The sequence below is a fragment of the Serratia sp. N21D137 genome, assembly GCF_047530005.1.
GTDB lineage: Bacteria > Pseudomonadota > Gammaproteobacteria > Enterobacterales > Enterobacteriaceae > Chania > Chania fonticola_B.
In genome coordinates this window covers 73,384-88,246 of sequence record NZ_JBLJAJ010000002.1, presented here as the reverse complement: position 1 = coordinate 88,246, position 14,863 = coordinate 73,384, and the positions used below count along the sequence as shown (strand labels likewise).

General features: G+C 55.4%; 12 protein-coding genes and 6 tRNA genes. 17 read left to right on the top strand and 1 reads right to left on the bottom strand.

All coding sequences use genetic code 11. The features are described from left to right. Positions 1 to 115: 115 nt before the first annotated feature. The 11 genes from nagB (at position 116) to ACMV5H_RS02190 (ending at position 7,096) form a co-directional block, all read left to right on the top strand. Positions 116 to 916 (top strand): glucosamine-6-phosphate deaminase, encoded by an 801-nt coding sequence (gene nagB, locus ACMV5H_RS02240; RefSeq protein WP_021805317.1) that lies wholly within the window; start codon positions 116 to 118, stop codon positions 914 to 916. Between the two features lie 18 nt (positions 917 to 934). Then, the gene (nagA, locus tag ACMV5H_RS02235) at positions 935 to 2,074 is read left to right on the top strand and encodes an N-acetylglucosamine-6-phosphate deacetylase (protein ID WP_414821388.1); all 1,140 of its coding nucleotides are present in this window, start codon (positions 935 to 937) and stop codon (positions 2,072 to 2,074) included. A gap of 26 nt (positions 2,075 to 2,100) precedes the next feature. Continuing rightward, a complete protein-coding gene (nagC, locus tag ACMV5H_RS02230) occupies positions 2,101 to 3,321 on the top strand; it encodes a DNA-binding transcriptional regulator NagC (protein WP_147281002.1) in 1,221 nt (406 codons plus the stop codon). Between the two features lie 67 nt (positions 3,322 to 3,388). Further along, positions 3,389 to 4,141: an HAD-IIA family hydrolase gene (locus tag ACMV5H_RS02225; protein WP_021805320.1), complete on the top strand. Its 753-nt coding sequence runs from the start codon at positions 3,389 to 3,391 to the stop codon at positions 4,139 to 4,141. Between the two features lie 476 nt (positions 4,142 to 4,617). Then, on the top strand, positions 4,618 to 6,282 hold the full coding sequence (gene asnB, locus ACMV5H_RS02220; protein WP_021805321.1) for an asparagine synthase B: 1,665 nt from the start codon (positions 4,618 to 4,620) through the stop codon (positions 6,280 to 6,282). Positions 6,283 to 6,499: 217 nt separating this feature from the next. Next, positions 6,500 to 6,576: transfer RNA gene (locus ACMV5H_RS02215), tRNA-Met, on the top strand. A gap of 9 nt (positions 6,577 to 6,585) precedes the next feature. Further along, positions 6,586 to 6,670 (top strand) — tRNA-Leu (locus ACMV5H_RS02210). 29 nt (positions 6,671 to 6,699) lie between these two features. Then, positions 6,700 to 6,774 (top strand) — tRNA-Gln (locus tag ACMV5H_RS02205). A gap of 42 nt (positions 6,775 to 6,816) precedes the next feature. Continuing rightward, positions 6,817 to 6,891: transfer RNA gene (locus ACMV5H_RS02200), tRNA-Gln, on the top strand. A gap of 35 nt (positions 6,892 to 6,926) precedes the next feature. Then, positions 6,927 to 7,003 (top strand) — tRNA-Met (locus ACMV5H_RS02195). Positions 7,004 to 7,021: 18 nt separating this feature from the next. Then, a tRNA-Gln gene (locus ACMV5H_RS02190) sits at positions 7,022 to 7,096 on the top strand. Between the two features lie 89 nt (positions 7,097 to 7,185). On the opposite strand, the gene ubiF is transcribed toward ACMV5H_RS02190, so the two are convergent. Continuing rightward, positions 7,186 to 8,367 (bottom strand): 3-demethoxyubiquinol 3-hydroxylase, encoded by a 1,182-nt coding sequence (gene ubiF / locus ACMV5H_RS02185; protein WP_261455164.1) that lies wholly within the window; start codon positions 8,365 to 8,367, stop codon positions 7,186 to 7,188. A gap of 176 nt (positions 8,368 to 8,543) precedes the next feature. Here ubiF and miaB point away from each other — a divergent pair, with 176 nt between their 5' ends. From miaB to lnt, 6 genes are all read left to right on the top strand, one after another. Continuing rightward, positions 8,544 to 9,968, top strand: a complete 1,425-nt coding sequence (gene miaB / locus ACMV5H_RS02180) for a tRNA (N6-isopentenyl adenosine(37)-C2)-methylthiotransferase MiaB (RefSeq protein WP_414821387.1) — start codon at positions 8,544 to 8,546, stop codon at positions 9,966 to 9,968. 94 nt (positions 9,969 to 10,062) lie between these two features. Continuing rightward, complete coding sequence (locus ACMV5H_RS02175) at positions 10,063 to 10,398, top strand: zinc ribbon domain-containing protein YjdM (RefSeq protein WP_021179990.1); 336 nt, start codon at positions 10,063 to 10,065, stop codon at positions 10,396 to 10,398. A gap of 224 nt (positions 10,399 to 10,622) precedes the next feature. Continuing rightward, positions 10,623 to 11,678 (top strand): PhoH family protein, encoded by a 1,056-nt coding sequence (locus tag ACMV5H_RS02170; protein ID WP_021805324.1) that lies wholly within the window; start codon positions 10,623 to 10,625, stop codon positions 11,676 to 11,678. Beyond that, positions 11,675 to 12,148, top strand: coding sequence for an rRNA maturation RNase YbeY (gene ybeY, locus ACMV5H_RS02165; protein ID WP_021179992.1), 474 nt, complete (start codon positions 11,675 to 11,677; stop codon positions 12,146 to 12,148). The genes ACMV5H_RS02170 and ybeY overlap by 4 nt, the downstream gene beginning before the upstream one ends. An 81-nt stretch (positions 12,149 to 12,229) precedes the next feature. Then, complete coding sequence (gene corC / locus ACMV5H_RS02160; RefSeq protein ID WP_021179993.1) at positions 12,230 to 13,108, top strand: CNNM family magnesium/cobalt transport protein CorC; 879 nt, start codon at positions 12,230 to 12,232, stop codon at positions 13,106 to 13,108. Between the two features lie 7 nt (positions 13,109 to 13,115). Further along, a complete protein-coding gene (gene lnt, locus ACMV5H_RS02155; protein WP_414821386.1) occupies positions 13,116 to 14,645 on the top strand; it encodes an apolipoprotein N-acyltransferase in 1,530 nt (509 codons plus the stop codon). Positions 14,646 to 14,863: the final 218 nt, after the last annotated feature.

Here is a 14,863-nt window from a genome sequence, read left to right as displayed (position 1 = left end):
AAAAATCAACGAGCAGTAATCCCGAATACCCGCTTCACAAAGCTGAGTTACGCTTTAAGCTACGGTTGTTGCCCGTACCAGTATAGACACAGTTTATTCTACCTAGAGGTGTACGATGAGACTTATCCCACTACAAGACACTACTCAAGTCGGCAAATGGGCCGCGCGCCATATCGTTCAGCGTATCAACGCCTTCAAACCGACCGCAGATCGCCCGTTCGTCCTTGGCCTGCCAACCGGTGGCACCCCGCTGGAAGCCTACAAACACCTGATCGCGATGCACAAAGCCGGTGAAGTCAGCTTCAAGCACGTCGTGACCTTCAACATGGACGAGTATGTTGGCCTGCCGCAGGAACACCCGGAAAGCTACCACACCTTCATGTACCGTAACTTCTTCGACCACGTTGATATCCCACGTGAAAATATCAACCTGCTGAACGGCAACGCACCAGACGTTGACGAAGAGTGCCGTCAGTACGAAGCCAAGATGAAATCCTACGGTAAAGTTAACCTGTTCATGGGCGGCGTAGGCTTCGATGGCCACATTGCGTTCAACGAACCAGCCTCTTCACTGGCTTCACGCACCCGTATCAAAACGCTGACCGAAGAGACCCGCATCGCCAACTCCCGCTTCTTCGACGGTGACGTGAGCCAGGTGCCAAAATATGCCCTGACCGTTGGCGTAGGTACCCTGCTGGATGCGGAAGAAGTGATGATCCTGGTCACTGGCCGTGGCAAGGCACAGGCGCTGGAAGCCGCAGTGGAAGGCAGCATCAACCACCTGTGGACCATCAGTTGCCTGCAGCTGCATGCCAAAGCCGTGGTAGTTTGTGACGAACCGTCCACCATGGAACTGAAGGTGAAAACCGTTAAGTATTTCCGCGAGTTGGAAGCGGAAAGCGTTAATAGTCTTTAATTTTTTGCAGGGGGCTACATGTTCGCTTTAACCCAATGCCGGATTTTTACCGGCCACGACGTGCTTGATGACCATGCGGTAGTGATTGCTGATGGCCTGATTGAACGAGTCTGCCCACTGGCCGAGCTGCCAGCAGGCATCGAAACGCGCGATCTGGGTGGCGCCATCCTAGCCCCCGGTTTTATCGACGTGCAGCTTAACGGCTGCGGCGGCGTGCAATTTAACGACTCACTGGAAGCCATCTCGGAAACCACGCTGGAAATCATGCAGCATGCCAACGAGAAATCCGGCTGTACCAGCTATCTGCCAACGCTGATCACCTGCAGCGACGATTATATGAAGCACGGCATCAACGTGATGCGCGCTTATCTGAAGAACCATCCCAATCAGGCCCTTGGCCTGCATCTGGAAGGGCCGTACCTGAGCCTGGAGAAGAAAGGCACCCACAACCCGGCGTTTATCCGCAAGCCTACCAGCGAGATGATCGACTACCTGTGTGCCAATGCCGACGTGATCAGCAAAGTGACCATGGCGCCAGAAATGGTGGAACCACACTTTATCAAACAGCTGAGCGACGCCGGGATCGTGGTGTCCGCAGGCCACTCCAACGCCACTTACGATCAGGCACGCGTGGGTTTCGCCGCAGGCATTACCTTCGCCACCCATCTGTACAATGCCATGCCGTACATCAGTGGCCGCGAGCCGGGCCTGATGGGCGCGATCTTCGACACGCCAGAAGTGTATACCGGCATCATTGCCGATGGGCACCACGTGGCCTGGGCGAGTATCCGTAACGCCAAGCGGGTAAAAGGTGATAAATTGGTGCTGGTCACCGATGCTACTGCACCAGCAGGCGCGGATATCGATCAGTTTATTTTCGCGGGTAAAACCATTTATTATCGTGACGGCCTGTGCGTTGACGAAAACGGCACACTGAGCGGTTCCGCACTGACCATGATCGAAGCGGTGCAGAACAGCGTAGAGCATGTCGGTATCGCACTGGACGAAGCGCTGCGTATGGCAACGCTCTACCCGGCTCGCGCTATCGGTGTCGAACAGCGTTTAGGCACCATCGAAGCAGGCAAGGTCGCCAACCTGACCGCCTTTACCCGTGATTACCAAATCACCAAGACCCTCGTTAACGGCAACGAGGTTTAATCCATGAACAGCGAGTAGAATTATTGATGAGCACTGGCGGACAAGCACAAATAGGGAATGTTGACTTAGTTAAGCAACTTAACGGCGCAGCAGTATATCGCCTGATCGACCAGCAAGGCCCGATCTCGCGCATTCAGATTGCCGAACTCAGCCAGCTAGCCCCCGCCAGCGTCACTAAAATTACTCGCCAACTGTTGGAGCGCGGGCTGATCAAAGAGGTCGATCAGCAAGCCTCCACCGGTGGCCGCCGTGCCATTTCCATTGTCAGTGAAACCCGCAATTTCCACACCGTTGCCGTCCGCCTGGGCCGCCATGATGCCACCATCACCCTGTACGATATGGGCGGTAAGTCGCTCGGCGAGGAGCACTACCCTCTGCCGGAACGCACCCAGGAGACACTGGAAAACGCACTGCTCAACGCCATTGCGCAGTTTATCGAAAGCTACCAGCGCAAACTGCGCGAACTGATCGCCATTGCCGTGATCCTGCCCGGCCTGGTCGATCCGGCTTTAGGTGTAGTGCGCTATATGCCGCACATCAGCGTCGATAACTGGGCGTTGGTCGAAAGTCTGCAGCAACGCTTCAACGTCACCAGTTTTGTCGGCCACGATATCCGCAGCCTGGCCTTGGCGGAGCACTACTTCGGGGCTACCCGGGATTGTGAAGACTCCATTCTGGTGCGCCTGCACCGGGGCACCGGGGCCGGGATCATCGTCAACGGCAAAATCTTCCTCGGCAATAACGGCAACGTGGGGGAGATTGGTCATATTCAAATCGATCCCCTCGGCGAGCGCTGCCACTGCGGTAACTTCGGCTGCCTGGAAACCGTGGCGGCCAACGCTGCTATCGAACAACGCGTACGCCACCTGCTGAGTCAGGGCTACCCAAGCAAAATGACGCTGGAAGACTGTAGCATTGCCGCCATCTGCAAAGCCGCCAATCGCGGAGATTTGCTGGCCAGCGAAGTGATCGAACACGTTGGCCGCTATCTGGGCAAGGCGGTAGCCATCGCCATCAACCTGTTCAACCCGCAAAAAGTGGTGATCGCCGGTGAAATCACCGAAGCGGACAAAGTGCTGTTACCCGCCATCCAAAGCTGCATCAACACCCAGGTGCTGAAGGATTTCCGCAGAAACCTGCCGGTGGTCACTTCCGAACTCAATCATCGTTCAGCGATCGGCGCTTTTGCCCTGGCAAAACGGGCAATGCTCAACGGTGTACTTCTCCAACGGCTGTTAGAAAGTTAAACTGCCTGTTTGGCAGGGATGCACTTCTGGCTTTTTTGCCCTGCCGTTTATCATGAGACCAGCAACAATGACTATCAAAAACGTGATATGTGACATCGACGGCGTGCTGCTGCATGACAATACCCCGATCCCTGGAGCCGATCTGTTCCTGGCTCGTATTCAGGAGCAGGGAATGCCGCTGGTGGTGCTAACCAACTACCCATCGCAAACCGCCCAGGACCTGGCCAACCGCTTTGCCGCCGCTGGCCTGGACGTGCCAGAAAGCGCTTTTTATACCTCAGCGATGGCGACGGCCGATTTCCTGCGCCGCCAGGAAGGTAAAAAAGCCTATGTGGTGGGCGAAGGCGCACTGATCCACGAACTCTACAAAGCCGGCTTTACCATCACCGATATCAACCCGGATTTCGTGATCGTGGGTGAGACCCGTTCCTACAACTGGGACATGATGCATAAAGCGGCCTTCTTCGTGAACAACGGGGCACGCTTTATTGCCACCAACCCGGATACCCATGGCCATGGTTTCACACCGGCCTGTGGGGCTTTGTGTGCGCCGATCGAGAAGATCACCGGCCGTAAGCCGTTTTATGTCGGCAAGCCTAGCCCGTGGATTATCCGCGCCGCGCTGAACAAGATGCAGGCACATTCGGAAGAGACGGTGATTGTCGGGGACAACCTGCGCACCGATATCCTGGCTGGCTTCCAGGCCGGGTTGGAAACCGTGCTGGTGCTGTCTGGTGTCTCAAACCTGGACGATGTTGAATCCATGCCGTTCCGCCCGAGCCATATCTTCCCTTCCGTGGCGGATATCACCATTTTTTAAGCCGCAAGCAATGGCCCCTCACCCTAACCCTCTCCCACAGGGAGAGGGGACCGATCCAGTTCGCTGATGTTTTGGCGTTCTTCCCTCAGTAGCAAAGGTTCGCCTTAAACATCCCCCTTATTGCAGATCAAACTTCTGCACGTGACAACGACTCTGCGCTGGCTCCCTCTCCCTGTGGGAGAGGGTTGGGGTGAGGGGAAACATCGATCATCAAAATGTCTGAAAATTTATCTCGCCCTCGCCTCATTCGGTAATAAATTAGATATTCGTCAATTTTTACCGCTAAAAAATGCATATCCGCTAATTTTAGCCCCCCACCCCAAGACTATTTTTCAGCGTAACGTTAAATCGCTTGCATCTACCTCAGCTTTTGACGCATTTTCATTATCAGAAGGCAGCAAAGCCGCACCGTTACTGAACATGCAGGCACGCTGTACATCACATCACCGCCATAAAATGTCGTTAGGAGAGTTTGTATGTGTTCTATTTTCGGTGTGCTCGATCTGAAGTCCGATCCGGTTGAATTGCGTAAAAGAGCGTTGGAACTGTCGCGCCTGATGCGCCATCGCGGCCCAGACTGGTCCGGCGTTTTCGCCAGCGATAAAGCCATTCTGGTTCACGAGCGCCTGTCGATTGTTGATGTGAATAACGGTGCTCAACCGCTTTACAACGCCGCGCACACCCACGTATTGGCGGTTAACGGTGAAATTTATAACCATCAGGCCCTGCGTCAGCAACTGGGTGAGCATTATCAGTTCCAGACCGGCTCCGACTGCGAAGTGATCCTGGCGCTGTATCAGGAAAAAGGCCCGAACTTCCTGGACGATCTGCAAGGTATGTTTGCCTTTGCCCTATACGACACTGAAAAAGACGCCTACCTGATTGGCCGCGACCACCTCGGCATCATCCCGCTGTATATGGGGCATGATGAGCACGGCAACCTGTATGTCGCTTCTGAGATGAAGGCGCTGGTGCCGGTCTGCCGCAGCATTAAAGAGTTCCCGGCGGGCAGCTACCTGTGGAGCCAGGACGGTGAAATCCGCGAATACTACCAGCGTGACTGGTTCGACTATGACAACGTCAAAGACAACGTCACCGATGCCAACGCCCTGCGCAACGCGCTGGAAGAGTCGGTCAAAAGCCACCTGATGTCCGACGTGCCTTATGGCGTGCTGCTCTCCGGCGGGCTGGATTCCTCGGTGATCTCTGCCATCACCAAAAAATATGCCGCACGCCGGGTAGAAGATGATGAGCGCAGTGAAGCCTGGTGGCCACAGCTGCACTCCTTCGCCGTCGGGCTGGAAGGTTCCCCGGATCTGCGTGCGGCTCAAGAGGTCGCTAACCACCTTGGTACCGTCCACCATGAAATCCACTTCACGGTACAGGAAGGTCTGGATGCCATTCGCGATGTGATCTACCACATCGAAACTTACGACGTCACCACCATCCGCGCCTCCACGCCGATGTACCTGATGTCACGCAAGATTAAAGCGATGGGCATCAAGATGGTGCTGTCCGGCGAAGGGGCTGATGAGGTGTTCGGCGGCTACCTGTACTTCCATAAGGCGCCAAATGCCAAAGAATTCCACGAGGAAACCGTGCGTAAGCTGCTGGCGCTGCATATGTACGACTGCGCTCGCGCCAACAAAGCGATGTCTGCCTGGGGTGTAGAAGCCCGCGTGCCGTTCCTGGATAAAAACTTCCTGGACGTGGCGATGCGCATCAACCCGCAGGATAAAATGTGCGGCAACGGCAAGATGGAGAAGCACATTATTCGCCAATGCTTCGAGTCTTACCTGCCAGCTAGCGTGGCCTGGCGCCAGAAAGAACAGTTCTCCGACGGTGTCGGTTACAGCTGGATCGATACGCTAAAAGAAGTCGCTGCCAAGCAGATTAGCGATCAACAGCTTGAAACCGCACGTTTCCGCTTCCCGTACAACACGCCAAACAGCAAAGAAGGCTACCTGTACCGCGAAATTTTCGAAGAACTGTTCCCACTGCCAAGCGCAGCGGAATGTGTCCCTGGCGGCCCTTCCGTAGCCTGCTCGTCGGCAAAAGCCATTGAATGGGACGAATCCTTCAAAAAGATGGACGACCCATCAGGCCGCGCAGTAGGCGTACACCAATCCGCTTATAAGTAAACCGTCAGCGCTTTACCTTCGGCGGGCCTGATGGCCCGCTTTTTTGTGGATGTTTTCAACCGTTAATGGCCTAATCTGCCGAATTTATCACCATAATGTTCACAACCCAGTCAAACAACCCGTTCAGTCGCTTTTTCGGGAAAAAACTTGTTGACGCAAATCGGCCATATACGCATAATGCGCCCCGCAACGCCGATGAAGGTTGAGCGAAAAAGATGGCTACGTAGCTCAGTTGGTTAGAGCACATCACTCATAATGATGGGGTCACAGGTTCGAATCCCGTCGTAGCCACCAATCTTTTTTGCGGGAGTGGCGAAATTGGTAGACGCACTAGATTTAGGTTCTAGCGCCGCAAGGTGTGCGAGTTCAAGTCTCGCCTCCCGCACCATTTTCTTTCATCGTCGTGCATGCAGCAGGTGGGGTATCGCCAAGCGGTAAGGCACCGGTTTTTGATACCGGCATTCCCTGGTTCGAATCCAGGTACCCCAGCCATCTTTTTCAGGATGGGGCGCTGTAACAATTTGATTGTGTTATTGGGGTATCGCCAAGCGGTAAGGCACTGGTTTTTGATACCAGCATTCCCTGGTTCGAATCCAGGTACCCCAGCCATACAACGCAATTGAAAGTCACAAAGATTAGTAAATGGCTACGTAGCTCAGCTGGTTAGAGCACATCACTCATAATGATGGGGTCACAGGTTCAAATCCCGTCGTAGCCACCATGCTGTCTGTTTTACATTTGGGGTGTCGCCAAGCGGTAAGGCTCTGGTTTCTGATACCAGCATACCCAGGTTCGAATCCTGGCACCCCAGCCAAATTTAGAAAAGCTCGCTTCGGCGGGCTTTTTGCTTTTCTGCGTTTCTACGTTTGGATAAATGGGCGCAACATTCGGCGCCCCATGTCATCACAGACCTAATGCATACTTCAGCGCCCGCTCTTTCAACTTGCCCGCCCTTTCCGCCACCATCAACGCCAAATTGCGCGCCACGCCCAGCGGAGCCAGGTTATTGCTGAACGCGGTATAAAACAGATCCATGCCGCTTTGCATCAGCAGGTTATCGGTACGACGACGGCGCTGATAGCGCATCAGCACCTCTTCACTCGCCCAATCCTCTCCCTGCTCACGGGCGTCGGCCACGATCTCCAGTAACGCATCCACATCGCGATAGCCAAGGTTCACCCCCTGCCCGGCCAGCGGGTTGATGGTATGCGCAGCATCGCCGAGCAGCACCAGCCCGGATTGCACATAGCGTTGCGCGTGACGGCGCACCAGCGGGAATGATCCGGCGGCATGAGCCTTCACCGTGCCCAAGCGGGAGGGGAAAGCCGCCGCAATCTCTTGTTCGAGTTGCGCCATAGGTAACGCCTGCAACTGGCGAATACGCTGCGGACTGTCATACCACACCAGCGTTGCCCACTGGTCGTACAACGGCAGAAACGCGCGTGGGCCAGTGGGGAGGAATTGCTGCCAGGTCACATCCTGCTGCGGTTGATCGGTTTCCACGGTGATCAACATGCAAGACTGACGGTATTGCCAACCGCTGGTGCCAATCGCCGCCAACTTGCGCACCTGTGAGTGAGCACCGTCGGCACCCACCACCAAACGCGCCTGTATGGCCTCTGACGAGCTTAATGTCACCTGCCATTGGTCATCGGCTCGATGCATCGCCTGCAGCCTGGCAGGGCAGTACAGCGTTAAATTCTCGCACTGTACCAACTGCTGCCATAGCGCGAGCTGCAAAATACGGTTCTCGACCATAAAACCCAGTTCTGGCAGTCCTAGCGTTGCAGCATCAAACGCCACCCGTGATGACTCCCATTCCCAGGTTTCCAGCCTGCGGTAGGGTGCCGATCTCATCTGCAACACCGCAGGCCAGGCATCAAGCTGCTGCAACAAGCCAACGGAGGTGCAGCCAATAGCGGAGATCCGCAGGTCCGGCGGGCTTTGGGGATCGAACGTATCGGGAGCCTCATGCTCTAACAAAGCGACCGATAACCCGGCGCGAGCCAGCCCCAGTGCGGCAGCGGCTCCCACCATCCCACCGCCAACCACCACGGCATCAAAGCATTTTTGTGAAGTGTTCATTTTGGCTATACTTTTGGTTAAAAGGGCATCTTGGTTCAGTGTACCGGATTTTTAATCTGGCTTCAGGTCGCATGCTACTGCCACTCCGCTGGTCACCAGCGCGCCAAATGATTACAATGGCCTTCCTGCATGGCGCGTAACGCAACTTTCTCTCCGCACTGAGTAATGGCAAGTCAATGACGAAAAAACTACATATCAAAACCTGGGGCTGCCAGATGAACGAGTACGACTCATCGAAAATGGCAGATTTACTGGGAAGCACACACGGCTTCGAGTGGACTGAAAACGCTGAAGAAGCAGATGTGTTGCTGCTCAATACCTGCTCGATCCGCGAGAAGGCGCAGGAAAAGGTTTTCGCGTTGTTGGGCCGTTGGAAGCAACTGAAAAAGAACAACCCCGATCTGATCATTGGCGTCGGCGGCTGCGTTGCTTCACAGGAAGGGGAACATCTGCGCCAGCGCGCGCCCTGCGTTGACATCGTTTTTGGCCCGCAGACATTGCACCGCCTGCCGGAGATGATCAACCACGTGCGCGGTTCGCATAGCCCGATCGTGGACATCAGCTTCCCGGAAATCGAAAAGTTCGACCGCCTGCCGGAACCCCGTGCCGACGGGCCAACCGCCTTTGTCTCAATCATGGAAGGCTGCAACAAATACTGTACGTTCTGCGTGGTGCCTTACACTCGCGGTGAGGAAGTCAGCCGCCCAAGCGATGATGTGCTGTTTGAAGTCGCTCAGTTGGCCGCCCAAGGCGTACGTGAAGTGAACCTGCTGGGCCAGAACGTCAACGCCTATCGTGGCGCAACCTTTGATGGCGGCATTTGCTCATTTGCCGAACTGCTGCGCCTGGTGGCCTCCATCGACGGGATCGATCGCATCCGCTTTACCACCAGCCACCCGATTGAGTTCAGCGATGACATTATCGCGGTGTATGAAGATACGCCCGAGCTGGTCAGCTTCCTGCATCTGCCGGTACAAAGCGGTTCAGATCGCATTCTGACCATGATGAAACGCGCCCACACGGCGCTGGAATACAAAGCGATTATCCGCAAGCTGCGTCAGGCTCGGCCCAATATCCAGTTCAGCTCCGATTTCATTGTCGGTTTCCCAGGGGAAACCCAGGCCGATTTTGAACAGACCATGAACCTGATTGCCCAGGTGAATTTCGACACCAGCTTCAGCTTTATCTACTCTTCACGCCCCGGTACTCCGGCGGCAGACATGGTTGACGACATCAGCGAAGAAGAGAAAAAACAGCGTCTGTATCTGCTGCAAGAACGGATCAATCAGCAGGTGATGCAGTTCAGCCGCCGTATGCTGGGCACCGTGCAGCGTATTCTGGTCGAGGGCACCTCACGCAAGAGCCTGATGGAACTCTCTGGCCGCACCGAATGCAACCGGACGGTCAACTTTGAGGGGACACCGGATTTGATCGGCCAGTTCGTTGACGTCGAAATTACTGAAGTGTTAACCAACTCTCTGCGCGGTACCCTGGTCCGCACCGAACAGCAGATGGAACTGCGCGTGCACCAATCCCCTCAAGCGGTGATTGCACGTACCCGTAAGGAAGATGAGCTGGGCGTCGGTAGCTACCAACCCTGATCGCCCCGCCACCTTGGCATTTTCCTTTTTCTCTGCCGGGCAGTCATTGTCCGGTAATTTTGTTTTTTTATTTTGATTATGAGGCGACACAATAATGCAACTCCCACACTGCCCGAAGTGCAATTCCGAATACACCTACCAGGATAACGCCCTGTTCATCTGCCCTGAGTGCGCCCATGAGTGGAGCGACAGCGCGGCCGTTGAAGATGCCGATACCCTGATTGTCAAAGATGCCAACGGTAACCTGCTGGCCGATGGTGATGCGGTGACCGTGGTCAAGGATCTGAAGGTTAAAGGCAGCTCTTCCATGTTGAAGATCGGCACCAAGGTGAAGAACATCCGCCTGGTCGAAGGCGATCACAACATCGATTGCAAAATCGACGGCTTTGGCCCGATGAAGCTGAAATCCGAATTTGTGAAGAAGAGCTGATTTCCGCTGTTAACCTGCTGTTGGGCCAAACTATTTGGCCCAATTCTGCCCCCTCCCCCCTTGAATTCCCTTCGCTGCGCACAGATAGATCAGAGGTAAACTTGCGCCAGTGCGGTACACCATGAATAATTCAGGGTAGAGCTGTTCGGGGGTTGCCCTGAATGCCCGCGCTGAAATCGCGTTACGTGACATCAACCAGGCCCTGTTGAGCCTTGAGGAATCGTTTGAACGTCGCAACACAAGAAATCCTGTTGGAGCCCGCAGACAACCAACGCCTGTTGAGCCTGTGCGGCCCGTTTGATGACAACATCAAACAACTCGAACGTCGGCTGGGGATTGAAATCAACCGCCGTGACAACCGTTTCAAGCTGGTCGGTAAAAACCTGTGCGTGGTTGCCGCCGCCGATATTCTGCGCCATCTGTATGTGGATACCGCGCCGATCCGTGGCGTGACCCCAGATATCGATCCGGAACAGATCCACCTGGCCATCAAAGAGAGCCGGGTGCTGGAGCAGGTGGCAGAGAGCGTGCCGGATTACGGCAAATCGGTCACCATCAAGACCAAGCGCGGCATGGTGAAGCCCCGCACGCCGAACCAGGCGCAATACATCGCCAATATTTTCGCCCATGACATCACCTTTGGCGTTGGCCCGGCGGGTACCGGTAAAACCTATCTGGCGGTTGCGGCTGCGGTAGATGCGCTGGAGCGCCAGGAAATCCGGCGTATCCTGCTGACCCGCCCGGCGGTTGAAGCTGGCGAGAAGCTGGGCTTCCTGCCGGGTGATCTGAGCCAGAAAGTCGATCCGTATCTGCGCCCGCTGTATGACGCCCTGTTTGAAATGCTGGGCTTCGAGCGCGTGGAAAAGCTGATCGAGCGTAACGTGATCGAAGTTGCGCCGCTGGCCTACATGCGTGGCCGTACGCTGAATGACGCCTTTATCATTCTCGATGAAAGCCAGAACACCACCATCGAACAGATGAAGATGTTCCTGACGCGTATCGGTTTCAACTCGAAAGCGGTGATCACCGGCGACGTGACCCAGATCGACCTGCCACGTAATCAGAAATCCGGCCTGCGCCATGCGGTGGAAGTGCTGTCTGAGGTGGAAGAGATCAGCTTTAACTTCTTCCACAGCGAAGACGTGGTGCGCCACCCGGTAGTGGCCCGTGTGGTGGTCGCCTATGAAGCCTGGGAAGCCGCCGAACAAAAACGCAAAGACGCCATCGCCGAACAACGTAGACGTGAGGCACCGGTTGCCTCTGAACAGGAAACACCATGAGCCAGGTTATTCTGGATTTACAAATTGCCTGCGCCAGCAGTGAAGGATTACCGGATGAAGCCACCTTCCAGCGTTGGCTGGAAGGGGTATTGCCACAGTTCCAGGAAGAGGCCGAAGTCACCATCCGCCTGGTGGATGAGGCGGAAAGCAATGAGCTGAATCTGACCTATCGTGGTAAAGACAAGCCCACCAACGTGTTATCATTCCCGTTCGAGGCACCGCCGGAAGTCGAACTGCCGCTGTTGGGTGATTTGATTATTTGCCGTCAAGTGGTTGAACAGGAAGCGGTTGAGCAACAGAAAGCGCTGGAAGCACACTGGGCGCATATGGTTGTTCACGGTAGCCTTCATCTGCTAGGGTATGACCACATCGAAGACGATGAAGCCGAAGAAATGGAATCTTTGGAAACCGAGATAATGCAGGAGATGGGTTACCCAGACCCTTACCTCGCGGAAAAAGATCCCACCTGATGTTAGCTGAGCACCCCGCAGCCCCGATTGGGGCTGTCGCTAATTTTGATAACTCAATAGAGTGATATTAACTAAAACGCCATGAGCGACGACCATTCACAAAGCAATGACAGCCCCAGTCCCAAGAAGGGGTTCTTTACTCTTATCCTTAACCAGCTGTTCCATGGTGAACCAAAAAACCGTGGCGATCTGGTAGAGCTGATCCGTGATTCCGAGCAAAACGACCTGATCGATCCCGATACCCGTGACATGCTGGAAGGCGTGATGGATATCGCCGAACAGCGCGTGCGCGACATCATGATCCCGCGCTCCCAGATGGTGACGCTCAAGCGTAACCAAACGCTGGAAGAGTGCCTGGACGTGATTATCGAATCCGCCCACTCGCGCTTCCCGGTGATCAGCGAAGATAAAGATCACATCGAAGGCATTCTGATGGCCAAGGACCTGCTGCCGTTTATGCGCGCAGACTCCGAGCCGTTCAGCATCGACAAGGTGCTGCGTACCGCCGTGGTGGTACCGGAAAGCAAGCGGGTTGACCGGATGCTCAAGGAGTTCCGCTCCCAGCGTTATCACATGGCGATTGTCATTGATGAATTTGGCGGTGTCTCTGGCCTAGTGACCATCGAAGATATTCTGGAGCTGATTGTCGGAGAAATTGAGGACGAATATGACGATGAGGAAGATCGTGACGTTCGCCAACTGAGCCGCCACATGTTCACCGTGCGGGCGCTGGCGCCTATCGAAGACTTCAACGACACCTTCGGCACCCATTTCAGCGACGATGAGGTGGACACCATCGGCGGTCTGGTGATGCAAGCCTTCGGCCACCTGCCTGCGCGCGGGGAAACCATTGAAATCGAAGGTTACCTATTTAAAGTTGCGATGGCCGACAGTCGACGTATCATCCAGGTTCATGTCAAAATTCCGGACGACGCCCCGCAACCGAAACTGGAAGAATAACTTATCCATGGCTAAAGCCTCATTACTTGATCGCCAGCGGGTTCGCGCCCTGCTGGCGCTGTTGACCGGTGCCTGTGGCACGCTGGCCTTCTCCCCTTACGATATCTGGCCTGCAGCGATTGTTTCGCTGTTCGGCCTGCTGGCCGTAACCCTCAACCGCACGACCAAACAATCCGCCCTGCTCGGTTTCTGCTGGGGCATGGGGCTTTTCGGTAGCGGCGTGAACTGGGTTTACGTCAGCATTGCCGACTTCGGCGGTATGCCGTTTGCCATCAATATCTTCCTGGTCGTGCTGCTGGCCGCCTATCTTTCGCTGTATACCGGGTTGTTCGCCGGTTTACTGACGCGGATCTGGCCACGTACCACCTGGTGGCGGCTGGCCATTGCCGCCCCGGCGCTATGGCAACTGACCGAGTTCCTGCGCGGTTGGGTGCTGACCGGTTTCCCCTGGTTGCAATTTGGTTATACCCAGATCGACGGTCCGCTAAAAGGCATTGCGCCATTGCTCGGCGTGGATGCGATCACGCTGATCCTGATGTCCCTCAGCGGCCTGCTGGTGTTTGCCCTCAATCAGCGGCGCATCATCCCGGCGGTCATTGCTATCGCCATGCTGTTGCTGCCGTGGCCGCTGCGCCAGATCCACTGGTTTACGCCGCAGCCGGATAAAGCGGTGAACGTCGCCATGGTGCAGGGCAATATCGAGCAGTCGATGAAGTGGGATCCGAAGGCGTTGCTCAGTACGCTGCAAACCTATCTGGATGAGAGCCGTCCGTTGATGGGCAAAGTGCCTATCATCATCTGGCCGGAGTCCGCCATTCCCGATGTAGAGAGCAATCAGAACGGTTTCCTGACCATGATGGACGATCTGATGCGCGCCAAGAACAGCAGCCTGATCACCGGTATCGTGGACGCTCGCGCTACCCAGCAAGGCACGCAGTTCTTCAACAGCGTGATCGTGCTTGGCGAGGAACAGCCTTACAGCTACCCGGCAGCCAATCGCTATGACAAACATCACCTGGTGCCCTTTGGTGAGTTTGTGCCGTTGGAAACGCTGCTGCGCCCGTTGGCTCCGTTATTCGACCTGCCGATGTCCTCGTTCAGCCGTGGTAACTATGTGCAGCCGCAGCTCAGCGTACGCGGTTATAACCTGACGGCAGCCATCTGCTATGAAATCGTGCTGGGCCAGCAGGTGCGCGATAACTTCCGTCCGGATACCAACTTCCTGCTGACCGTGTCCAACGATGCCTGGTTCGGCCACTCCATCGGCCCATGGCAGCACTTCCAAATGGCGCGTATGCGTTCATTGGAACTGGGCAGGCCGTTGCTGCGTAGTACCAATAACGGCGTGACCGCTGCCGTTGGCCCAACCGGCGAAGTATTGGCATCCATCCCACAATTCACCCGTAAGGTGCTGGAAGTGAAGGTGACACCCACTACCGGTATCACGCCGTATGCCCGCTTTGGCTCTGCGCCAGTGTGGATCATCACCGTGCTGCTGGGTGGCATCGCGCTGCTCATTAGCTGGCGCCGTAGATAAGTTCTCGTTGGGCACGGTGCCTTACCGTGCCCCCTTCATTTCTTGTTGCCCCTTCCCTTCTGATGTTTCTGGCATGCTCCTTGCTTCAATTACCCTGTAGAACGTTGCTGATTTACTTTAACTGACATCTTGTCGCATCTGTGCACAACTCCAGCGCAAGCCTCGCACCTCGGTGGTGCACCAGGAGTTTATTGCATTCATTTGGTGCGCGTGATGTC

Excerpts from the sequence above, each read along its gene's own strand:
- nagB (WP_021805317.1), top strand. The coding sequence starts at position 116 with ATGAGACTTATCCCACTACAAGACACTACTCAAGTCGGCAAATGGGCC.
- nagA (WP_414821388.1), top strand. The coding sequence starts at position 935 with ATGTTCGCTTTAACCCAATGCCGGATTTTTACCGGCCACGACGTGCTT.
- nagC (WP_147281002.1), top strand. The coding sequence starts at position 2,101 with ATGAGCACTGGCGGACAAGCACAAATAGGGAATGTTGACTTAGTTAAG.
- ACMV5H_RS02225 (WP_021805320.1), top strand. The coding sequence starts at position 3,389 with ATGACTATCAAAAACGTGATATGTGACATCGACGGCGTGCTGCTGCAT.
- asnB (WP_021805321.1), top strand. The coding sequence starts at position 4,618 with ATGTGTTCTATTTTCGGTGTGCTCGATCTGAAGTCCGATCCGGTTGAA.
- ubiF (WP_261455164.1), bottom strand. The coding sequence starts at position 8,367 with ATGAACACTTCACAAAAATGCTTTGATGCCGTGGTGGTTGGCGGTGGG.
- miaB (WP_414821387.1), top strand. The coding sequence starts at position 8,544 with ATGACGAAAAAACTACATATCAAAACCTGGGGCTGCCAGATGAACGAG.
- ACMV5H_RS02175 (WP_021179990.1), top strand. The coding sequence starts at position 10,063 with ATGCAACTCCCACACTGCCCGAAGTGCAATTCCGAATACACCTACCAG.
- ybeY (WP_021179992.1), top strand. The coding sequence starts at position 11,675 with ATGAGCCAGGTTATTCTGGATTTACAAATTGCCTGCGCCAGCAGTGAA.
- corC (WP_021179993.1), top strand. The coding sequence starts at position 12,230 with ATGAGCGACGACCATTCACAAAGCAATGACAGCCCCAGTCCCAAGAAG.
- lnt (WP_414821386.1), top strand. The coding sequence starts at position 13,116 with ATGGCTAAAGCCTCATTACTTGATCGCCAGCGGGTTCGCGCCCTGCTG.